The organism is Pedobacter sp. ok626 (genome assembly GCF_900100435.1).
GTDB lineage: Bacteria > Bacteroidota > Bacteroidia > Sphingobacteriales > Sphingobacteriaceae > Pedobacter.
This window is the reverse complement of record NZ_FNEX01000010.1, coordinates 26,924-48,483: the sequence shown is the minus strand read 5'-3', so window position 1 is coordinate 48,483 and position 21,560 is coordinate 26,924. Positions and strand designations below refer to the sequence as shown.

The following is a 21,560-nucleotide window of genomic DNA, read 5'->3' as shown; positions in this document are numbered from 1 at the left end:
ACCCGAAAAGTTCACCATGTTTATTTGTACTAGAATACCGAACTTTAGAAATCAATTCTATACATATCTGTAATATGGGCCACAACGAAACCAAGCGTGCCGCGGAAATAACCGAACAATACTTTGCTTTTTTAGACGAACATGTTGAAGATGTAGCCAACGGGAATGCCACTGACTTCCTGGAGTTGAACCAAATCGCAAACGCCTTACATATTTCTCACTCCCATCTATCCGACACCTTACAAAAATCAACCGGACATCATCCCTGCCATTTTTACGACCTCAAAATTGTAGAAAAAGCAAAATCACTTTTGAAAGAAACCGATTTATCTATTGCCTTCATCGCTAAACAACTCACCTACGACCCTTCTAACTTCTCAAAATTCTTCAAGAAATTTACTGGACAAACAGCGGGCGAATTTCGAAAGCAACAAAAACAAGACAACTCAAAAGTCCCGAAAAGTTCACCATGATATAAATAAATCTCTTGCAGACCTTTGTATAACATCATAATAAACATACAGACAATGGCAAGAAACGATTTAAAAGGAAAAGTAGTTTTAATTGCAGGAGCTGCAAAAAACTTAGGCGGATTATTGAGCCGCAGCTTTGCATCGAAGGGAGCAAAAATAGCTATACACTACAATAGTAACAGTACAAAGGCAGATGCAGAACAAACATTGGCAGAAATTACCAATGCAGGTGGTGAAGCATTCCTGTTTCAGGCAGACTTAACTAAAGTAGAAAACATTGCAAAACTTTTTCAAGCAACAAAAGAAAAATTTGGCAGCATCGATATTGCCATCAACACAGTAGGAATGGTCTTGAAAAAACCCTTCCTGGAAACCACAGAAGCAGAATACGACACCATGTTCGACATTAATTCCAAAGTGGCTTATTTCTTTATCCAGGAAGCTGGCAAACATTTAAACGATAACGGAAAAATAAATACCATCGTAACCTCTTTACTGGCAGCTTATACCGGACTGTATTCTACCTATGCAGGTGCAAAAGCACCCGTTGAACATTTTACCAGAATGGCATCAAAAGAATTTGGTACCCGTGGCATTTCAGTTACAGCAGTCGCACCCGGCCCAATGGACACCCCATTTTTTTACGGACAAGAATCACCAGAAGCAGTCGCATACCACAAATCCGCCTCAGCACTAGGTGGATTGACCGACATTAAAGACATCGCACCACTGGTAGAATTCTTAGTAACGGACGGATGGTGGGTTACCGGACAAACCATTTTTGCAAATGGAGGTTACACAACAAGATAAAATATCCTTATCTTTTGACAAGAGCCTGTATCATAAATCGATACAGGCTCTTTGCGTTTATTTACATTTGTATATTCTTGATTATTAATAATTTAAGGTGATTTTTTTTTGGCTTTAAATTTTATTTAATCTACTGATTTTCATATATTTATGATATAATCAGCACTAAATATGGCCAATAAGAAACCTGTTTTTAAGCCCTATTACCAGCATCAACTCATGGCATTTCCGCCTACCTTCGATGAGTTGATTCCAGCAGATCATACTGTGAGACTTGTCGACAAGATTATTAATGTGATCAATGTAGAACCTCTGTTGAGTGCCTACCACATCAGGGGCGCTTCCAATTATCATCCGATATTACTTTTAAAAGTATTGGTCTATGGATATGTGACCAATACCTATTCCAGTAGAAAACTGGCCATAGCCTGCCGGGAAAGTATTCCTTTCATGTGGTTGAGTGGCATGAGTAAACCGGATCACAATACGATCAACCGATTTCGGGGTGCCCGCTTAAAACATGCTCTGCGTAATGTATTTGAGGAAGTGGTCAAGTACCTGGCTGAAGAAGGATTACTGAGTATTGATGAAGTTTATACCGATGGAACCAAGATTGAGGCCAATGCCAACAAGTACACTTTTGTCTGGAAGAAATCCATCCAGACCAATAAAGCGAAGATGAAAAAGCAGCTTGATGAGATCTGGAACTATGCCCAGAGTGTGGCTACGGTAGAAGATTTATTACCTGAACCACCTACGGCAAAAACAGTAAGCCCCGAAAGCATCCAGGCAACAGTTGATAAACTCAATGAAGTGCTGGCTAACAATAACCAGGTGGATAAAAAGACCAAAGCAAAGCTCCGTTACCTTACAAAAAACTATCCTGAGGCTATTAATAAGTATGAACATCAGGAAGAAATACTCGCTGAACGCAACAGTTACAGTAAGACTGATCCGGATGCAACTTTTATGAGAATGAAAGAAGATCATATGCGTAACGGACAGCTCAAACCAGCTTATAATGTACAGATATCCACTTCAAACCAGTTCATTGTCAATTATACTATTCACTCCAATCCTACAGACATCTTAACTTTAAAATCACATATGGAACAACATGAAAATAGCTTCAATCGTCCCCCAAAGACCCTTACCGCTGATGCCGGTTATGGATCAGAAGAGAACTACGCCCTGCTAGAGCAAAAACAGGTGGAGTCTTTCGTTAAGTTTAATATGTTTGATAAACAACAAAATGCACACTATAATCAAAAATATCCTTTTGCAGCAAATCAGCTTTTTTACAATGAACAAAAAGACACCTACATCTGCCCAATGGGACAAAGTATGGACTTTGTGGGAATAGTTAAAAAGCGCACTGCAAGTGGGTTCGAGCAACAAATCAGGCGATATCAAGCTAAAAACTGCAGCAATTGCCCACTAAATGGCGCTTGTCACAAATCCAAAGGCAACCGTCTGATCGAAATCAACGAAAACTTGCAAAGCCATAAGCAAAAAGCACATTGTCTACTCAATACAGAACAGGGCATCAGTCATAGAAAGAAACGATGTTACGACGTAGAACCTGTTTTCGCTAATATCAAACAGAACCACGGGTTCCGCCGTTTCATGCTCAGAGGTAAACAAAAAGTAGAAATTGAATGGGGATTATTGGCTATTGCACAAAATATAAGGAAAAAAGCAGCTTAGAAAAGCTGTTTTTTGTATACTTCAACAGATATTCAAAGAAAAAAGACACAGTAACAAAATATTCAGAACGCATCACACAAACAACAAATAAAGAAGCCGTATCATCTTTTGATTAATGATACGGCCTCTTGTCATCAATTAAAACAGAATTATGATACTAAGAAAAATTATTATAATTGATATCAACCTATACACATATGAACAGAAATAATAGTACTGAGTATAAAAGAAACTCTTCATTAATGAGAACCCGAATTTTATAAATTTAACAGCGGTGATGACGAATAATATAGTTAAAATTTTAATGTTTGGAATCTGCATAAGCCTGCAATCCTGCGCACAAAGTAAAAAAGAGAAAGAAACAGTGATCGAAAATAAAAAAATGGATCAAGTAGAATATCAAAAGGAAGGAATGCTTTTTAGACTAAAATACGAACATGCAGATTGTTCTTATGAAATTTTAATTAATGATATGCCCATTGCAAGTCATTTCGGATTGGGAGAACGCTCGGGATTGACAGTAAATCTCAATCAGTACATTCTTCAGCCTGGCAAACAAGAGGTTACCATTCGTCTTTATCCTTCTAAAAAGGATGAAACAGTGTTCGCCCCTTCCCTTTCTCCAAATTCATTTGTTAAGATCGAAATTTCGAAAAATAAAGAACCTATGTCAATGTTGGATCAGATGAATGCCAAAGATAAAGGTCAGCAATATCAGTGGCAGGTTCTTAGCTATCAGACTTCAAAATCAGATGGTAAACCACAAAACTTTGCTGAGTACAAAACATATTTTATCATTGATAATAAAGACATTAACTGGAAAATAGCGGGATGGAACAATAGCCAGAATCTTCAAAATTCTGCCAATACCCGAAAAGAAGTAGATGCGTTTTATTCAGATTTCAAAAAAACGCTTGAAGAAGGAAATCAGCAAAAATATTTATCAATGCTGAGGCAAAGCATTTACGAAGAAGCGGCTTCTACCCCCTGGAATAAAGATGCAGAAAAAGATATTACCAAATCAATGGTAGATTATGCGCTTGAAAAGAGAAATTTCATCTATCCTTGCACAGATGCAGAACTTAAATTTTATGGCGGAGGAAAAGTGGTTACTTTAGTCTGTAAAGATCCTCAAACCTACGGTTATTCTCCTCTTATTTCTAAAACAGCAAAAAAAATGATGCCAAAATCCCATACTTTTTATCTGCATAAACCTGAAGGCTCAGACAAACTGGAAATTCTCCGATAAATCAAGATAAATTGACTTCTTTATTATTCCTGACCATAGGTTTTACCCATATTCTCCTATTCAAATTTGCTATCGTTATAATAAAAATCATTTTTGGTTTTTATTTCCACTATACCCTCGCCAATCTTATTCTCTCCTAATTAAAAACTGATACACTTCATCATCTGACAAGTCCCATCCATAAGCGAATGTAGGTATGTCTGCCAGTTGGGTGTCCATTAAGGGGTGATTGATTTTAACATTGATCAGGCCCTGTTCATCACGAATTTTTTCGACCAACCTGATCTCATACGGAATATAATACAACGAAAGGATCTCGGAGAACTTGTCTTTTAAATCCATTGCACTATAGATATGAAAATCACAAAGCTCAAAAAGTAGTTCAGCTAATAATTCTGCATCTGTTGTAGACCAATTATCCAAAAACCTTTTATAGATATTTTCTTCCGGCAAAGCTGAATACAGCCCGTGACTGATTTCTTTTGTTTCGTTCAGATCATATAAAATTGCCATGAATAAATGATGCGTTTCGCTTTGTTTATATTTCTCTTTGTCATCTTCAAACAGCATTTGAAAATAATCTCTTGAGCTTCTTGCAAGATCATTCATACCCCAAAGGATCGCCAAACCAATAATAGGCCCAATTATTCTTGGCGTTACTTCTTTGTAGTTAAAAAGCTGCTGTAAAATGTGCTGTTGCCATAACAGATATCGGGTAACGTATTTCCAACCTTCTTTTTCACCGTTCAAGATCAGATGTTTGGGATATTCTCCGGAATGAACACCAATTCCCAATGTGAGATTCCTTGCAATTGTTTCTTTAAAACCATCTTTGATATCATCCAGAATGCTTTGCTTAATCAGATCATAATATTGGTCGATCTCTTTCTGGCTTACTCCTTCTTTCTTCGCCTTATTTATCTGTTTGTTAAAACTGCTTATTATTTTCTTGTGCTCCATAATTATCATTAGCTAGAAGCAAACTTTCCGATATATTTCATTCCCAAAGCATCAGCAATACTTTCCCCCTCTATTTTGAGACTACCTTTTACAAGCAAGTCAAGCATTGAGTTGGCAATAAGGATCTTCATTTCATCTACTTTCAGGATCATTTTTTCGGCAACATTATAGTCCTTAACCTGAAGGATCAGTATCTTGTCCAGGTTGTCGCTCTTGGCAGTATGGTAATAATTGAGCTTTACAACATTATCTTTATCAATTCCGGCCTGCCTCAGTATATTTTTTTTATCCAGTTTACTTTCGCCCACCCATAAATGATGGAAAGAAAAACCATCAGATAAATCCTCATCAGCAGCCGCCGGTAGTTTTCCGATATAAAAGTTTATTTCCTTGTCGCCTACTGTAATTCCCTCTAATGGTCTTAATGTAATTCTATTCATATTTAAGGTCATTGCATTCAATTCTGTTCAAACACTTAAAAGTTCTTGCCAAAGGCTTATCGGAAAAAGGCAAAAAATATCTATAGTTATCGCCGGTCAAGTTCTCTATCATCTCATACATTGATTTTCCAACTTTCCTGAATCCAATTCCTCTAAAGTCCGTCAGATATATCTCAAAATCATTTTCATAATCCCAAAAAAGATACAGGCCATTATCGCTGGAAGCAAACGGAAATAGTCTTTTCAGTAGATTAGCTGAACCATCAGGTTCCAAATCAAACCAGATGTCGTTATTATCAACATCTCTAATATAAGTACTTTTAATTTCCTCAGTTCTAATACACAGAGAATCGCCATACTTTCCCATGGGTAAATAGATATGGAATTCTTCCAGTGTCAATCCATATCCGTACACCAATGCGAACTCTTTGTATGATCGCGGGAAACCTTTGCCATTGGAAAATCTATAATTCTCAAGTTCTCCAACATCGCCAAACTCTGTGGGAGTTCCGGTTATTTGTAAATTAAATTCCTTATCAACCATTCGAATTGTCTTAAAACTAAAAATATTGAAACGGATATAATTCGTATAAATTAGATTTTATAGTATTGATTTCTTTTTTGAAACCATCTATCTTTTCTTCATCTAGCCCGTCATCCCATTCATCAAGCATATTTTCAAGATCCCTATATAGAAAAGCCATCTGTAAAAATTCTAAAAAGGAAATATCTAAGCAGACAAAATTTTGTGTGCCAGAATATTCGCCCTGAATAATTACCATTTGATCACCATTATGTAAATATAAAAAAGTTAACTAAATTTATATCCCGTTATCGAGATTTACTATTACTGTTGTTGATTCTTGAAACATCCTTTAATGCGGATATGCTCTCCCTGGCAATCCAATCTCTTAATTCTATAGTTATAGTAACCCATTAGCGTTTTAGATCTTCTTTTAACTGCTGACCTGGTATACACCAATGTAAAACCAAGCCAAGATTACCAGAAAAAAAGTCAGGCAAAAAAGAAACTTATACCCAGTACTTATAGTCCCCCCCCCCTTTAGCAGTAAGCACTTTTAATCGTCTTTGTTTTGTTCGGTCAAATTTATCATATGATGATTAAACAAGGTCAAGTTTTCGCCCAAAACTGAGAAGAAGTCTATGTCGGCATTTTCAACCGCTGTCAATGCTTTTTGCAGAACTTTCGCACCGTTGTCCGTCAATTTAATTACTTTGGCTCTTGTGTCCGTTTGGTGTTCCTGCCTGCTGATAAATTCCTTTTCTTCCAATGTTCGTAGAACTTTGGATACCATCATTCTGTCTGCGTTTCCCTGATTAGCGATGTCCACCTGTGTTACATTGTTGTTTTCTCTCGAAAGCCAGCCTAATGCGGCCAAAAGCACAAATTGTGTCTGTGTCAGGTTTAATGGGTCTAAAACCTTTTTCAGTTTTCGTTGCCACAACAGTGTCAATTGTCCCAAAAGATAACCTGGACTTTCATTTGGGGTTTTAAACTTAAATTCTATTTTTTTAGCCACGACTTTTATCTATATACTTCTTTTAAAAATTCAGACAATGAGTTCGTTGTAATTAATGTTTTCATATTTGAGGTATTATCCTGCTTGCAAGAAAGTCAATTTATAGCCGTCAATGTCCTTTACGTGGAATGCTCTGCCAAAAGGTGTTTCAATAATTGGTCCCGCAGTAGTTACTCCATTTGTAATGAATTTCTCTTTCAGTTCGTCCACATTTTCGTTAACGGCAAACCAAAGGGCCACACCAATTCCTAATTCTTTTCCTTCGATTGGTTCAAGAGGTGTGCGGATAGCAAAACTTGCTTGTCCTTCATTATACTTAAAAACGCAGGCTTGCGGATTTGAGTTGTCAATTTCAAAGCCTAATTTTTTTGTGTAGAAGTCTTTTGATGCTTCTAAATTTATCACTTGTAGTGATGCAAATGTCAATTGTATCATTTTCTAAAACTCTAATTGTTGTCGTAAATATAGTATATTCGACAACAATATACAAATAGAATTTTAAATCCATTCTTGTCGCTGTATTTATGGGCTTAAAGCAAGCCCGAATAATGTTTTCAGGCAAAGCGAAATATTGGAAATCTTCAGCAAGTGGAATTTTTCTAAAACAGTCGTAAGGTCCATCGCGTCACTATAATAATGGTTTTTATACTATATTTAAAAAAAATATCATTGCGTGTTGAAAGCTTACGGCGAACCTTCAAATTTATGGCTTGATTTCACCCGGGGAAACAGAAAATCTTTTACCACGATTTATAATACGCATGTAGCCCGTCTTTTTGAATATGGCATGCGAATTCTTAAAGATGAAGATCAAACCAGAGATTGTATCCACGACTTGTTCACTAAGCTTTGGGCGAACCGTAAAACGTTAGGTCAGACGGACAACGAACGACTTTATTTATTAGGGGCATTGCGCAACACCATCATGACCTATAAAGCTAGAGAAGACCGTTTCTTGAAGGCAGAATTAAAGCCAGATGATTTCATTATTGAATTTAATGCGGAATCCGTCCATATACAGAACGATGAGGCAATGGCACAGTCGCAAAAGATCCGCATGGCCCTGGAACAGTTGACTGGAAGACAAAAGGAAATTATTTATTTAAAATATTTTGAAGAGATGGACTATGAACAGATTTCGGAATTGATGAATATATCTGTAAAAGGCGCCTACAAACTTTCGGCAAGAGCACTGGAAGCACTTAAAGTTATTCTTGATGTTGATGCTGCGATGGTTTTACTAATGCTATTTCAGTATAAATCGCAGATATTTTAAAAAAAAACATTTTACAATGGGGTGATTTTTCATAATTCCGTGTTTATCTAAGAGAGCCCTCTACTGAAAAATTAATTAGATGCAAGAACAGAAATACCACAACTACAGCACTGAAGATTTCCTCAATGACCCGGCCTTTATCAGATCTGTAAGGTATGGTGAGGAGCTGGAATTCTGGGAAGAATTTGAAAAAGGCGCAGCGCAAAACAGTGCATATCAAACCGCAAAAAAAGAACTTGCATTCATTTACACGGCAAAAAGGATTGATCTACCTGCCGGTTTTGAAGCCGGTATACTTGCAGATATCGATGCTTCCATTGATAGGCAGGAGCGAAAAAAATCCAGCGTAAGAAAATTATACATCGCTATTAGTAGCGCGGCTGCCATACTTGCGCTTTTTGGAATATCCCTTTGGCTATTCAATGCTACAGTTACTATACAGACTGCTTATGGCGAAAAGAAAACGGTTACCCTTCCAGATGGCAGTCAGGTTGTCCTAAATGCGAATTCTTCCATTGACTATCCTATGCTTTGGACCCTTACAAAGAAAAGGTCCGTTCAATTAAAAGGTGAAGCTTATTTTAAAGTTGTACACCTGAACCACGATCCCAAAAACATCTCTGCAGCAGATCGTTTTCGTGTAAGTACAGCACATCTCCGAATTGAGGTATTGGGTACAGAATTTAACGTCAAAGACAGAAACCAACAATCAAAAGTTGTACTGAGTAATGGAAGCGTACAGGTAGCTTCGGTAAACTCGGGTAACAGTTTCATTTTAAAACCTAGTCAGATGGCCATAGAGACGCCAAATGAAAGGTTGAAAGTTGTTCAAACTAACATAGCGTCCGAACGTGCCTGGATTGAGGGAAACATGTTCATGCAGAAAACAACGGTGAGGGAGATTTTACAAGAACTTGAAGACGTATATGGTCAACGGGTTAAGTTGAGCGATCCAAAAATGGCTGATGTAACTATTGATGGCAGCGTTTCCTTTAAGAGCAAAGAAAGTGTTTTGTTTGTACTATCGAATATTCTCCAAACGAGGATGGTGAAAGAAGGCGACACGGTTTTGATGATGAGTAAGTAAGCGGAAAAAATTTAGATAGATAATTCCTTAATAGCCGTCTTCATAATCGCCGAAAGAAGTGATCTTGAATACATTGTAGGCGAAATTTACCTTGCCTTTCTCAACTAAGTATAAGTTAAATTTTGAATTAAATGTATTGTCATTGTCCTTCATGAGATTGACAAGGCTATCAAGAGATAAAAACTCAATGTTTTTTAATTCTTTATTAGTCAGCGATCGTATTGGCAAATTCACTGGTCCCCTTTCTGGATTAACAGTGTGAATAAAACCAAGCGCACCAGGCTTACAATCGCAAGTCAGTGAGAAAGCATATACTGTGTCAAGTCGTTCGGTTTTAAATCTTACAGTTCTAACAATTTTTTGTGTTTGATAAGATCCCTTAGAAAGTAAATGATATATATCTTTTTTACTCTGAGCATTCAACGTTTGCCAAGAGCATATTATTATTAATAAAAACAGTGTACTTTTCATATTAATTGCAGTCATATGTACTTGAAGATTCCAAAACAGTAATTTTCAACGTTTGTGACTCGTTAGTCTCCCCAGTCAAAGACTTAAACTTATCATATGCTTCAGTATCTCTGAGACCTATCCAAGCAAGAGCTTTGTAGTTGTCAAATGATACATATTCGTCGGTTTTTACAGCCGGATAATTAGATTCAATAAAATCTTTAATACCTCCTGCTATATCATTGATCAATAATCCGGCCATTGCTGCATGGTCAAAGTCATTATTTGCTACAGCTGAAAAAGCACCGGTGGCTGGGTTTACATACTTGGAATAGTAAGCAAATAAATCTTTAAACTCTTTGTTATTCATATTTTGAGCAAGATTTCCAGCCCCTCCAATAGTTAGCAGTTTCTGTGCTAGGTATGCATGTGCCATTTCGTGCACAACCGTTTTTGCTACGTTAGCTACCGAATTCTGCTCAACGAACGAGGTTTTTAAATAAATAATCACATTTTTAGTACCTATAGGCTGAACCGTACTTCCATTTGCGGTTCCTGTCTGAGTCGGTATAACAGGTTCAACCTTAAAAGTTACGTTGTATGTCGAGCTATTGATGAACCCTTGAAGTAACTTAACATATCCACTGTTTGCCGTATTCAATATCTTACCCATCACACAACTAAGTTTAACATTGTTTACGACAGTCTGATCTACTATAACATTGTTAGGAGAACTGCCCCCGCCGCCTCCCGGAGAGTTTTGACAATTATCTGAAACAGTATTTCTGGTAAAATAAAGCGATCCGCCCACAGCACAATGGAAATATATGTACTTACTTTGTTCAACTAAAGACATGAAATAAGATTTGTTATTGGAAATATAACCAGCCTCTCCAGTAATGATAATACCAGAAAATGGATTATATTCTATTTTTTCAACTTGTGGGACACCTGCTAATCTTTGGTCGAGGTACGTAATGATAGTGTTTATGATCGAAGCGTTGGCATCGGCTATGGATGGACAATTATCAGTCCTGTAAAAAGACCATTCAAAGTCCAAACTTACAAAACAACTGTTCGTTGAACTTGTCGCAACCGAATTATTTCCATGATCATTAAGTCTCTGAAAGTTGCCTTTGTTAGAATCGTCAATTTGGTTAGCCATTCTTGCTTCTGTGCTCCGTATCAAATTACGGTTAAATTCATTGAAATTTTCAGTAAAATCCAAAACTTCTTTTGGGACTTTCAGTCCCCTAGCTGAAAAGCAGTTAAGCGAATTTGCAATAAAAGCTCGCTGTTCTATATTTAAATTATCTAAGAACTCAACATCGAATACATGTAAAGCAGGCGCTTGTATACGCTCATTTTTTCGTTTTGAAATCGTGATAAAATTTCTGACTACTCCTCCTACTTCTATAATTGGGACATTATATTTCACGCTATCAGACTTCTTTAGCGTGTATAAACGGTAAGCATGATCCCAAGAGATTTTATCGTTCACTGGATAAGCGCTGGTAAAACTCTTCTTTTTATCCAGTTGCTTAAAATCTTCTATTATGACTTTAATATCTTCATCATTACCCATGTAGAAAAAATATTTAAGGTTAGTCTCATTTTCGGACTCTAACTCATCTCTTTTGCAAGACAAGTTATTTAGTGTCAAAAGTATTAATACGAAGCGAAGAGCGACGTTCAAACGAAAGTTATTGCTAGTTGAGAATTTATGCATGAAGAGTTGTTAATTAGGGAAAAGAGGTGATATCGAGTTTTTTGAGTAAAAACTATATCATTAGAACAGCCATGTAGGGCCATTCTAATGATACTCTCTGGTACAATCGCTAGATAGACTGAATCCAGTTACCGATAATATGTAATGCTTCTGTTGAGAAGCTTGCTTTAATACTCGCGTACTCCTGTGTTGTGCAGGTTACGCAAGGTAAAAATAAGTGGTTTAACCCGGGAAGCAAGTGGGTTTCCACTTTATGATTTCCTCCGGCAGCAGCATATTTTTTCCAGTTCTCCAGGTTGCTCTTGCCAGAGACCATCAGATCTTTATCTCCGTTTAAGGCGAGGATCGGTACCTTTACCGAGCCGACAGTTTTAGGTGCATTATATTTTATAAAATACCTGTACCATGGACCAATTGCATAATTTACATAGCTATACACTGGAAAACGGAAATGATCAAATTCAATATTCAATGTTTTAAAGTAGGCATCATCTTTTACTTTCCATTCGTTATATGTGGTGTTCAGCTTATTTTCTAAACTATCCGAGTCTGCATACTTAAATGCAACCTTAAACATAAGTCCATTGATTTCGTTAGAACGTTTTTTGTCTACTTCAGTTAACTGAGATGCATTTACGATATCTTCATTTTGCTGGATCAAAGATTCGTAGCCTGATGTGGCTAAGCCGGCTACACTAACAATAAATGCAACATCCTTACTCTTCGACGCTGCAATTGCACTGGCCGCCGCACCTTCACTATGACCTAATAACCCGATTTTCTTGGTGTTAATACCTTTAACCCCTTTAAGGTATTGAATTGCCCGCAGGGCATCGTCTGCAAAATCACCAGTGGTGGACGTTTCATAAACGCCAGTGGTTTTGCCTGTCCCCCGGTCATCTAATCGCAATACGGCAACGCCCCTACTGCTGAGATCATCGGCAATTTGTTTAAATAGCGGATGGCCCGCCATCATACCATCCTTGTCCTGCTTATAGCTCCCGGAAACAATCACGACGGCGGGATATTTTTTTTTGCTGCCCTCAGGTACTGAAAGTATTCCAGCATACTGAATTTTACCATCAGACGATGCAAAAGTAACCTCCTTATTTACAAACTTCTGGGCGCTGGCCAACTGCAGCAAGCCCAGAGTACATAAAAGCAACAATATTATTTTCTTCATCATTATTCTGCGTTCTTAGTCATTTCAATCAAATCCGACATTTCATCTGCCAGGCCTGTCGCACTTCCCTTAAAGCCAACGGAAATGAACCTTAACAAACCATTCTTATCGATAATCAGCTTTTGCGGTATCCCAGAGATACTAAAAGCTTTACAAATTCTACTAAACACTTCAGAGTTCGTTTTCATGCCCTCAGCTTTATTGTCAAACAGTACGTTGAAAGGATAATTATTGTCCTTGATGTATTTTGCGTTCTCTGCTTTATAGGTGTCACCGCGCTCCTCCGTGTCTACGAAATAAAAGACTACGTTAGGATCATTCTTGTATTTTTCTACTGCCAATTTCATGCCTGGGAATGAAGCTTTACAGGGCACACACCAGGTTGCCCAAAAATCCAGAATAACGATTTTTCCTTTCAGATCCGAAGAATTTACCGTTTTACCGTTCAAGTCTTTCATGCTCCAGGTTGGCATTTCCTCTTTTATCATCGTGTCCTTTAACTCTGCTAAATTCTTAAGTTTATCCGCGGGATTTTTCAGAGATTCTAGATAAGCATCATATCCTTTGTCCGATTTGTGCTTTTTGACGTAAATTTCCTTTAACATTCCAATCATTTCGGTAGAACTTTGATTGTTGTAGAAACTTTTTACCAGCAACTGTTCAAGTGCTTGCATCTTGTTTAATTTTTTCAAGATCAAGGCATGCTCATTATTAATTTCGGCCTTGCTGTAATTCAACAACGCCTGCGCGTCTTCCACATATTTTAAAGCCTGCTCATATTTACCTCTGAGGTTTAGCAAACCAATGTGGTCTGCAGAAATCGTGGAAACAAATCCCCTCTTGTATTCTGTCTCCCATTCTGAAGGGGACAAATACTGCATGGATTCCGGACGGTTTTCTTTAAAAGATTCATACCGTCTAACCAATAGGTCTGAGTATTTTGCTAGCTTAAGTAAATCACCCTCTTTTCTATGGTAAGGTATCCCAATAAGCTTGTAGTAAATTGAAGTAAGCATATTGTAAGAGATGGAGTCCGCGTATTTAACGACGTAGTCTGGAGTCAAACCTTTCATGGTACCAAAAACCATTACATTCTGATAAACTATTCCATAGTTAATCCGGTTTTCCAAATCAAAGTTGGCATTGGTTTTATATTCCGGGAAATCGGCTAAAAATTTTATAGCACCGGTAAGTATTGAATCCACATCCCTGCCTGCAAATACTTTCCTAAAAGCCGCCAGTCGCGCCAAACTTCCGTTCGGGAACCTGGTATTTATAACCTTGTTTACAGAATCTACTGATTCCTTTTTTGCCATTAGGTTTTGATAGATATATCTGGCTTTCAAGAGATCTGATTCTGTTGCATCTGGTCGGGTTAGATATGTGCACACTTTGGTCAACTTTGAAGTTGCCGCATCGCCCATATATCCCTTCAAGGCTATCGCATAGTCAAGTGCCAGCACTTGTTTTGCATTTTGATTAAAAGAGATCTCCTGGCTTAACCAATGATAGGTTGCAGTATCGCTGATCCCTTTAAAATTAATGTATCCGGGAATATCTTTTCCGTACTTTGGAGAACGTGCCAAACCCCAGCCGGCATAAGCCCCTGGAGCCATTGCTCCTGCCCGGTCTTTATCGTTCATCAAGATAAAATAACCCATGTCGTGGTTGTTGTCTACCGAGGTATCTGATTTGAACTTCAATGCAACAAGCCCACAATCAAACGGGATATCAAATTTTGCCTGCCAATGGTTTGCCGAGCCAGTGAAGGGCAAATCCGCGCCTACCCATTTGTAGTTCTTGTATTGATAAACCACCGCAGCGACTTTTTGCATCCCTTCCAGAGGAGTGCCTTTTGCATCGTAATTGATTTGGATGGTTTGGCCGTTTGTTGGCTTTTCGGGACTAAAAGTAAAGTTGGCGTTTTGCTGTGCAATGCTATTTAAAGCATAGCACAGAAAAACCAGGAATAGGAATTGTTTTTTCATTTGTGTCATAAGTTGTTAAATTTTACGGGTTTTGCTCCAGCTCTGGATTGGTTTTTCGCAGGACCTCGGCAATTGGGAATACGTAACGATCACTGTTCGGCGCCAAAGTGTAGGTCACATTATTAAAGGTTTTGGTATAGGTCATCCTAAATGGCTCCTCATCTTTCAAGCGGCGCATGTCATACCAGCGAAGCGAAGTACCATAGAACTCTATGCGGCGCTCATTGATCACTTTTACAAGCGCATCACTCGCGCTTGTTGCTGTTAAGGCAACATAATCCGCAGCTCTAAATCTTTTTTGGCGCAATCTGTTTACCCAAAGCATCGCATTTGTCGCATCACCATTTCTGGCATAAACTTCCGCTCTGATGAGCATCATCTCAGGTACGGAAGGCCCTTGGTTACGTGGTTGTCCAATTGCACTTTCTTTCGTAAAAAATCGCCCATTGGGGTCATAATCTGAGGATACTAGATTTCCCGCAGTTGTAAATAAGGCATAGCGCAAATCGGTTGGAAGCACTAAACTACGATATTGGGTGCTTAGCTTAAATATTCTAGGTGGATATGCTGCCTCTCGGTCTTGAGGAGTCCTGGACAAAAGAATTTCAGGATTCAGGAAACGTGTTGGGTAGGTATTTATAGTAGAGGTAGTATATGCCGAGAGATCCACTAAGGTGTTCCTCATTGCCAGCGCCATATCCGCATACCTTCCTGCATTTGTATAATCGTGCATTAACAAATAACAACGGGCCAATTCTCCATAGGCAGAGGCTTTCGATGGAAGGTTATTTAAGGCCTGTGAATTTGGAAGCGATTCCATGGCCGTCGTTAAATCGGAAAGGATTTGATCATAAATCACGCGAACGGATGCACGGTTTAATTTCTGACTAATCGTTTGCTCCAATAATAATGGTACACCAAGATCAGCGACAGCCGTAGTGGCATTGTATGGTTTTGCGTAAGTATTTACCAGTGCAAGGTAAGCATCTGCGCGGTGCACCTTGGCTTCTGCGCTAAGCGCTGCTTTTTCAGCTTCAGTACCATCACTTGTCGGCAACTCATTGATTATGGTATTACAAACCAGAATGTTCGCATATAGCGCACGCCAATTCTGGTCTGTCTCCTCCGAACTTCCCAATGGAAAAATATTGGTTTGCCAGGTATAAGCTTTCACAAAAGGCAAGTAAAACGATCCGGCAAGCAGGCTTGTGACCTGACTTGCATCATTGATTTCGATATCAGACGAAGCGTAGTCACCAAGACTGGCTGTTGGTTCAAATGCCGAATTGTTGTTTAATAAATACCGGTAATTGATTGTCTGGTTGGGCACCAGATTTCCCTGGGTTTTAATGTCCACATATTTCTTACAGCCAACTAAAGATGCAAGGCTTAAAGAAATTGCGATATATTTATATATTGATTTCATGTTTACAGAATTAGAAGTTAACATTTAGGGAGAAATTGTAGGATACAGAAGCAGGGAGACCCAACGTCGTACTGTTTAAGCCAGTGGCAAAATCCGGATCAATGCCTTCTTTATTCGCTTTCCACAATAGCCCAAGGTTACGCACCCCAAAGCTTAGGTCGGCCGTTTTCGCCACCTTTGTGAAACGTGCCAATGGCAGTGCATAAGTTAATGAAAGCTCTCTCAAGCGAATATAGTCTCCTTTGAGCACATTGATATCCGACTGCTGGTAACGTTGTAAGCTTACCGCGGCGTAAGCACCTGCTACTCCTGGTACATTTGTGATATTTTCATCACCTGCTTTTTGCCATCTTTTGGCAACGTCCTCACTTAAATCATAACGTGTACCAGTCCTTCCACCCGAGTATCCTGTTATTGTTGGCCTTAAGAAAACACTACCGAATTGGTAGGTCGCAATGGCCATCAGGGTAAACGCTTTATACTTTACGCTTTGGTTTACCGCACCAAAATACGGAGCAGAAGTTCGTCCCGCATTTTTAAGCGCATCTATGGAGTTGATGTTGCGCTCTGCAGCAACCTTATTCCCATTTTCATCAAAGATTTGGGTTAAACCACGGGCGTCAAGACCAGCATTTTTATAGACCAACAATTTATCTGTCGGATAGCCTTGGATATAGCTCGAGTAGGCCGGGTTTGAAAACAGAGAGGAAGTTTGAATAAACCTGGTATCTGCAATTTTATTGGTGTTGTAAGAGAAGTTAAGTCCGGTAGTAACGTCCCAATCTTTTGTTCTATAAGCTACGCCACTCAATCCAATATCTACACCCTTACCTTTTAATTCAGTAGCGTTTCTTAGCAAAGAAGATACCCCATAGGTATCGTTAACAGGGAATTCATAGAATATATCTTTTCCATGTTTGCGGTAAAAATCTGCAGTGGCATTGATACGTCCTTTGAAAAGAGATAGGTCAAGCCCGATGTTGGTGACATAAGTTTTCTCCCATCTCAATTCTGGGTTTGCCGGTGTTACTACAAAAGCATAAGGTAAACCCGTTTGGTAATCTGATTCGCTTAATGCAATGTTAGTAAAAGGATATACAGAAGTTGCGATGTTTCCATTAACTCCATAAGATGCTTTTAAGCCCAGTCCACTGATCCAGTCCTGCGACTTTAGGAAATCTTCCTTTGCAAGGTCCCATCTTAAACCCGTAGACCAAAGTGGTGTTGCACGGAACTTCCTGTCTACACCAAAGTTGTTGTAATCGTCATAACGCAGGCTTGCAGACAGCGTATATTTGCCATTATAGGTATATCCCGCATTACTATAATAGGAAAGATACCTTCTTATCTTATCCTGACGGGTTGCAGCGCCACTAAGATTTGAAGTGTATTGAATCCCCGGGTAACCTGTAGCGAAATTTACTGGTCTGCTAAGACCCGTTCCAGTGTTGTACCCATACATGGTACTACCACCCTGACCGGCATTGGTTTGTCTGATTTCAGACCCTGCGATTACGGTAAGCTGATGTTTGCCAGCAAAAGTATTGTCGTAATTCAGCTGTCCACGAACGGTATAATTGTTATCAGTTGAATTCACCTGCTGTAAAATACCGCCAGCACCCCTGTTTAGCCCAATTGAATTCTTAGCGGCTGTTCCGGCAGCAGGTAGCGGCGTAAAAGTATTTACGAGATCCCTGTAATAAAACGTATTTTCATTATAATAATTCGTTTGCAGACCGAAAGTACGCTCGTTGCTAAAAAAAGCATTCGCTGAAAGTCCCTTAAAAATCGGAACATTCAAATTAGCGGTAAATGAATAGTTATTTACAGCCTGTTTATTATCGGCATTATCCAATTCATCCAGGTAGCTGGTGTTCCAGTTCAGGTATCCTTGCCCTTGAAGTCGGTTAGTCCATCCAGAATAGTAACGGGAAGAAAAACTCGTTCTATTTCCTTGGTCATCCACCAATTGATCGTAGGGCATAAACGTTGAAGATGTTGCTCCGTACAACCTATTTAACGAAATGCCATTATTTTTATAATTGAAGAAGGAACCTCTGATGTTGGTACTCAGGGTAGCAACTTTAAAAAGTTTGAAAGTATTGTTTAAGCCTATGGTAAGTCTTTTGGCGTCGTTGCCTACTGTACTTGGCCTTTCGTGACTATAAGAAGCGGAATAAAAATAAGTACTTAGCGCCCCGCCCCCAGAAACAGAAAGGTTATATTGTTGGTTATTTGCAGGCTGCAACAAATATTGTTCAACCTGACTGCGGCTGTCTCTGCTGCTTAGCTCAGTGATCCGGGCATCGTATGCTGCCTTTCCAGCAGGATTGTCAATTAATTGGTATGACAAATCAGTTACTTCTGCAACCGGCGCACCGAAGTTTGCGATTGCATTTGGTTTGGTGATCAATCGTTTTGCGACAAGTTCCTGCTCGTAGTTGATTTGCTCTGCCGCAGTCATAATTTTCAGGTAATCCAGCCTCGGCTTAGCATTTATAGCGCCTGTCATTGAGAAGCTGACATTAGGCGCTTGATTGTTTTGTCCCGATTTCGTTTTAACTACGATCACACCATTTGCGGCACGTACGCCCCAAATTGACGCCGAAGAAGCATCTTTCAAAAAGGTAATAGATTCTACGTCGTTAGGGTTTAGTGTAGCTAAGTCCATTTCCGAAATCGCACCATCCACCACAACCAACGGAAAGGCCTTTGTCCTAAGTGAACTTCTTCCACGAATGGCCATATTATAGTCTGAAGCGCCAATGCTTCTCGAATCGTCGCTATTGAGATTGGGTTGCGTGTTGCCGTAGGCAAAACTATTGTCACCGGCGGTGATTGTCACTTTAAGTCCTGGAACCATGGATTCAATACGCTGGATGATGTTGGCTGTTTTGACCTGCTCAATTTGTTTGGCAGTAATAGAGACTGTAGATCCCGTTACGCGTTCTGGACTAATGTTTTGATACCCATTAGAAACAATCGCTACTTCCTTTAGGGCATTACCGGCAGCCGGATTCAAACTAATAGCAAAGCGTTGTGATTTCCCATTTAGCTTCGCTTCGTAACGGTCGTAGCCTATATAAGAAAAGCTGACGTAATCGGCCTCGCCAGGTACCCAAAGCGAAAAATTTCCTTTCGCATCGGTAGCTACAGACCTATTAGAAGCGTTTGACTTGACAGTTACGCCAGGCATCGGCGTGCCGGCTTCATCTGAAACCTGCCCGGTTATAAACATTTCATTCGTTACGGCATTTGTTTCTGGGAGTGCATTTTCTGCACCCGATTGCTTTGTTTTTAGATCTTCATCCTTCGGGATGATCGTATAATTTCCCTCGCTTACATAGAGGAATAAAAGATCATTCGGATACAACACACGTTTTAAGGCTTCATCGAGTGTTTTTGCTTTTAAGCTTTCTGCATCAGCAAACTTATTTTCAATGATGCCGTGCTTGTACGCGAATTTCGTTTTGTACTTTTTCGAAATGGCACCCAGTGCCGATTCGACGGTTATCTTTCTTACTTGAGCGTACAAGGCGTTGTAGCTGCTACAAAGTGTAGTGAACAACAACAGGTAAAAAATTGGCTTTGTAAAAATTTTGGTCATGTTGATTGATTGTTTAGTTTGATATTTAAATTGGGCTATCAACAGTATAACAGTAAAAAAAAAAGAATCACCCCATGGCTGAACATATTTTTATCTAGTGCTCCAAACTTTTGTGTCGAAACACCTACCCGCATCAGAAAACTATAAACGAAAGTATAAAATCAATTGCCTTAAAAATTCATTAAACTAACAATGTCGGCTTATACGTATGCAGAACCAGCCTGCCAGGCTTTATCACCGGTCAGGACGAGCGTAACGGAAAAAAGCCGCCATATTATTTCATAATTTCAAACCAGTACCCTTGGTTTGAGTAAAAGGACCCCAGTGGAAATTTTATTTATGAATTAAAAACATTAAGCTCATGTTAACGTTTAACTATAGTATAGATATATAAAGATCAAAAAAATCATCCCATGGAGCAATCAGATCTTTCCGAACATAAGTTCAATGCAATTTTTACTTATGCCCCCCTGGCCCTGGCCGAAATTAAACAGGACGGTAAAATAACACTACTAAATTTAGCTGGCAAAACTTTGTTGCACCCTGTATGTGAGTTCTACGAACTAGATACCGAAAACCTCTATCCCATTCTCGATAAGATCTTCCCAGGCATCACAGCGAGGATTAAGAGTTACAGGAAACCTAATGGCCAGATCATTTATAACGAATTGCACAAGTTTAAACTGCCTCCTCCCAATGACCAGGTAGAGAAGCATATCCAGTTTAGCGTTAGCAAAATGTTTGAGGACTGCATTATTGTAGGCTTTGACGACCAGACCAGTAAATACCTGGAAGAAAAGGCCATGCAGCAGGCCAACCTGGACAACGCCGTAGCCCAGGGCAAGTTCGAGATCGCATCAGAGGTATTGCACGATATTGGTAATGCGGTGGTAGGCTTTGGCTCGTACTTAACGCGTATTAGCCGTGCTATGGAGCTGGACAATGTAAAAAACCTGGAAAACACTTCCCTGTTTTTAAAAAGCCAGCAAGCTGCACTAGCCACAGTACTGGGCGAAGAGAAGGCTGGAGCTTTATTAAACCTCATTGATGGGATTGCCCGGTCGGAAAAAGTCAACCAGGCCGAAATACGCCGCACGATTACCGAACAGCTGAATATAGTGAGCCATATCCAGGAAATACTGAACATACAGCGCCATTATGTAACAGGCAGGGGCACGCCTGATCGCAAGCCGGTCAGTTTAAAAGAGATCATCCACGATTGCCAATCTATGCTGTTTGCCTCCTATGATAAAAAAGGAATTGCCTTCAGGTTAAATGCTCCGGAGCAGGTGCCCTTGATTAAGGGCGACCGTACCAAGCTAATGCAGGTAATTTTAAATCTGCTAAAAAACAGCATTGAGGCCATCGATTTAGATGCCAAAAAAAAGAACATTTCCATTGAACTGCTGCCTAAAGATGAAACATTGGAATTGACAATAATGGACAGCGGAACGGGTTTTGATACTGCCACTGCCGCCCGTATTTTTGAAAGGGGCTTTACGACAAAAAATACGGGTACGGGACTAGGTCTATCCAATTGCAAGTCCATCGTAGAAAGCCATGCTGGCTCCATTGAGGTGAACAGCAAGGGGCCTGGTCTTGGCACTACAACCCTGATCAGGTTTAGCTACTAA

General features: G+C 39.3%; 19 protein-coding genes. 7 read left to right on the top strand and 12 right to left on the bottom strand.

The genetic code is table 11. The annotated features are described in order from the left end of the window. Nucleotides 1-74 precede the first annotated feature (74 nt). The 4 genes from BLS35_RS14955 to BLS35_RS14940 all read left to right on the top strand — a co-directional run bounded on the left by BLS35_RS14955 (nt 75) and on the right by BLS35_RS14940 (nt 4,239). Nucleotides 75-473, top strand: a complete 399-nt coding sequence (locus BLS35_RS14955; RefSeq protein ID WP_090782427.1) for a helix-turn-helix domain-containing protein — start codon at nt 75-77, stop codon at nt 471-473. A gap of 54 nt (nt 474-527) precedes the next feature. Beyond that, nucleotides 528-1,283 (top strand): SDR family oxidoreductase, encoded by a 756-nt coding sequence (locus BLS35_RS14950; protein WP_090782425.1) that lies wholly within the window; start codon nt 528-530, stop codon nt 1,281-1,283. Nucleotides 1,284-1,454: 171 nt separating this feature from the next. Beyond that, nucleotides 1,455-2,990, top strand: a complete 1,536-nt coding sequence (locus tag BLS35_RS14945) for an IS1182 family transposase (RefSeq protein WP_090782423.1) — start codon at nt 1,455-1,457, stop codon at nt 2,988-2,990. 277 nt (nt 2,991-3,267) lie between these two features. Further along, a complete protein-coding gene (locus BLS35_RS14940) occupies nt 3,268-4,239 on the top strand; it encodes a hypothetical protein (RefSeq protein ID WP_090782421.1) in 972 nt (323 codons plus the stop codon). A 126-nt stretch (nt 4,240-4,365) separates the two neighbouring features. On the opposite strand, the gene BLS35_RS14935 is transcribed toward BLS35_RS14940, so the two are convergent. The 6 genes from BLS35_RS14935 to BLS35_RS14910 form a co-directional block, all read right to left on the bottom strand. Beyond that, nucleotides 4,366-5,199, bottom strand: a complete 834-nt coding sequence (locus tag BLS35_RS14935; protein WP_132226002.1) for a hypothetical protein — start codon at nt 5,197-5,199, stop codon at nt 4,366-4,368. Between the two features lie 8 nt (nt 5,200-5,207). Further along, the gene (locus BLS35_RS14930) at nt 5,208-5,639 is read right to left on the bottom strand and encodes a hypothetical protein (RefSeq protein WP_132226003.1); all 432 of its coding nucleotides are present in this window, start codon (nt 5,637-5,639) and stop codon (nt 5,208-5,210) included. Beyond that, complete coding sequence (locus BLS35_RS14925) at nt 5,632-6,183, bottom strand: SMI1/KNR4 family protein (RefSeq protein ID WP_175459604.1); 552 nt, start codon at nt 6,181-6,183, stop codon at nt 5,632-5,634. Before BLS35_RS14925 ends, BLS35_RS14930 begins: the two co-directional genes overlap by 8 nt. Before the next feature lie 16 nt (nt 6,184-6,199). Further along, a complete protein-coding gene (locus BLS35_RS14920; protein ID WP_090782414.1) occupies nt 6,200-6,421 on the bottom strand; it encodes a hypothetical protein in 222 nt (73 codons plus the stop codon). 297 nt (nt 6,422-6,718) lie between these two features. After that, nucleotides 6,719-7,180 (bottom strand): MarR family winged helix-turn-helix transcriptional regulator, encoded by a 462-nt coding sequence (locus tag BLS35_RS14915; protein ID WP_090782412.1) that lies wholly within the window; start codon nt 7,178-7,180, stop codon nt 6,719-6,721. 75 nt (nt 7,181-7,255) lie between these two features. Then, nucleotides 7,256-7,615, bottom strand: coding sequence for a VOC family protein (locus tag BLS35_RS14910; protein WP_090782410.1), 360 nt, complete (start codon nt 7,613-7,615; stop codon nt 7,256-7,258). A gap of 238 nt (nt 7,616-7,853) precedes the next feature. Here BLS35_RS14910 and BLS35_RS14905 point away from each other — a divergent pair, with 238 nt between their 5' ends. Both BLS35_RS14905 and BLS35_RS14900 read left to right on the top strand, forming a co-directional pair. Next, nucleotides 7,854-8,456: an RNA polymerase sigma factor gene (locus BLS35_RS14905; protein ID WP_090782408.1), complete on the top strand. Its 603-nt coding sequence runs from the start codon at nt 7,854-7,856 to the stop codon at nt 8,454-8,456. Nucleotides 8,457-8,535: 79 nt separating this feature from the next. Beyond that, nucleotides 8,536-9,543 carry a FecR family protein gene (locus tag BLS35_RS14900; RefSeq protein WP_090782406.1) on the top strand — a complete coding sequence of 336 codons (1,008 nt, stop codon included), beginning with the start codon at nt 8,536-8,538 and terminating at the stop codon, nt 9,541-9,543. A gap of 27 nt (nt 9,544-9,570) precedes the next feature. Here BLS35_RS14900 and BLS35_RS14895 read toward each other — a convergent pair whose 3' ends face one another. The 6 genes from BLS35_RS14895 to BLS35_RS14870 form a co-directional block, all read right to left on the bottom strand. Further along, a complete protein-coding gene (locus BLS35_RS14895) occupies nt 9,571-10,014 on the bottom strand; it encodes a hypothetical protein (RefSeq protein WP_132226004.1) in 444 nt (147 codons plus the stop codon). Nucleotide 10,015: 1 nt separating this feature from the next. Next, a complete protein-coding gene (locus tag BLS35_RS14890; RefSeq protein WP_090782402.1) occupies nt 10,016-11,578 on the bottom strand; it encodes a hypothetical protein in 1,563 nt (520 codons plus the stop codon). Nucleotides 11,579-11,831: 253 nt separating this feature from the next. Further along, nucleotides 11,832-12,908, bottom strand: a complete 1,077-nt coding sequence (locus BLS35_RS14885) for an alpha/beta hydrolase (RefSeq protein WP_090782400.1) — start codon at nt 12,906-12,908, stop codon at nt 11,832-11,834. Beyond that, a complete protein-coding gene (locus BLS35_RS14880) occupies nt 12,908-14,893 on the bottom strand; it encodes a TlpA family protein disulfide reductase (protein ID WP_165973321.1) in 1,986 nt (661 codons plus the stop codon). Before BLS35_RS14880 ends, BLS35_RS14885 begins: the two co-directional genes overlap by 1 nt. A 22-nt stretch (nt 14,894-14,915) precedes the next feature. Beyond that, nucleotides 14,916-16,319 carry a RagB/SusD family nutrient uptake outer membrane protein gene (locus BLS35_RS14875; RefSeq protein ID WP_090782644.1) on the bottom strand — a complete coding sequence of 468 codons (1,404 nt, stop codon included), beginning with the start codon at nt 16,317-16,319 and terminating at the stop codon, nt 14,916-14,918. A 10-nt stretch (nt 16,320-16,329) separates the two neighbouring features. Beyond that, nucleotides 16,330-19,926 carry a SusC/RagA family TonB-linked outer membrane protein gene (locus tag BLS35_RS14870; protein WP_090782394.1) on the bottom strand — a complete coding sequence of 1,199 codons (3,597 nt, stop codon included), beginning with the start codon at nt 19,924-19,926 and terminating at the stop codon, nt 16,330-16,332. 413 nt (nt 19,927-20,339) lie between these two features. Here BLS35_RS14870 and BLS35_RS14865 point away from each other — a divergent pair, with 413 nt between their 5' ends. Further along, entirely contained in the window at nt 20,340-21,560 is a 1,221-nt protein-coding gene (locus BLS35_RS14865; RefSeq protein WP_090782392.1) for a sensor histidine kinase, read from the top strand.

Excerpts from the sequence above, each read along its gene's own strand:
- BLS35_RS14935 (WP_132226002.1), bottom strand. The coding sequence starts at position 5,199 with ATGGAGCACAAGAAAATAATAAGCAGTTTTAACAAACAGATAAATAAG.
- BLS35_RS14900 (WP_090782406.1), top strand. The coding sequence starts at position 8,536 with ATGCAAGAACAGAAATACCACAACTACAGCACTGAAGATTTCCTCAAT.
- BLS35_RS14925 (WP_175459604.1), bottom strand. The coding sequence starts at position 6,183 with ATGGTTGATAAGGAATTTAATTTACAAATAACCGGAACTCCCACAGAG.
- BLS35_RS14890 (WP_090782402.1), bottom strand. The coding sequence starts at position 11,578 with ATGGGTAATGATGAAGATATTAAAGTCATAATAGAAGATTTTAAGCAA.
- BLS35_RS14895 (WP_132226004.1), bottom strand. The coding sequence starts at position 10,014 with ATGAAAAGTACACTGTTTTTATTAATAATAATATGCTCTTGGCAAACG.
- BLS35_RS14930 (WP_132226003.1), bottom strand. The coding sequence starts at position 5,639 with ATGAATAGAATTACATTAAGACCATTAGAGGGAATTACAGTAGGCGAC.
- BLS35_RS14945 (WP_090782423.1), top strand. The coding sequence starts at position 1,455 with ATGGCCAATAAGAAACCTGTTTTTAAGCCCTATTACCAGCATCAACTC.
- BLS35_RS14910 (WP_090782410.1), bottom strand. The coding sequence starts at position 7,615 with ATGATACAATTGACATTTGCATCACTACAAGTGATAAATTTAGAAGCA.
- BLS35_RS14885 (WP_090782400.1), bottom strand. The coding sequence starts at position 12,908 with ATGATGAAGAAAATAATATTGTTGCTTTTATGTACTCTGGGCTTGCTG.
- BLS35_RS14880 (WP_165973321.1), bottom strand. The coding sequence starts at position 14,893 with ATGAAAAAACAATTCCTATTCCTGGTTTTTCTGTGCTATGCTTTAAAT.
- BLS35_RS14865 (WP_090782392.1), top strand. The coding sequence starts at position 20,340 with ATGGAGCAATCAGATCTTTCCGAACATAAGTTCAATGCAATTTTTACT.
- BLS35_RS14940 (WP_090782421.1), top strand. The coding sequence starts at position 3,268 with ATGACGAATAATATAGTTAAAATTTTAATGTTTGGAATCTGCATAAGC.
- BLS35_RS14955 (WP_090782427.1), top strand. The coding sequence starts at position 75 with ATGGGCCACAACGAAACCAAGCGTGCCGCGGAAATAACCGAACAATAC.
- BLS35_RS14950 (WP_090782425.1), top strand. The coding sequence starts at position 528 with ATGGCAAGAAACGATTTAAAAGGAAAAGTAGTTTTAATTGCAGGAGCT.
- BLS35_RS14920 (WP_090782414.1), bottom strand. The coding sequence starts at position 6,421 with ATGGTAATTATTCAGGGCGAATATTCTGGCACACAAAATTTTGTCTGC.
- BLS35_RS14870 (WP_090782394.1), bottom strand. The coding sequence starts at position 19,926 with ATGACCAAAATTTTTACAAAGCCAATTTTTTACCTGTTGTTGTTCACT.
- BLS35_RS14875 (WP_090782644.1), bottom strand. The coding sequence starts at position 16,319 with ATGAAATCAATATATAAATATATCGCAATTTCTTTAAGCCTTGCATCT.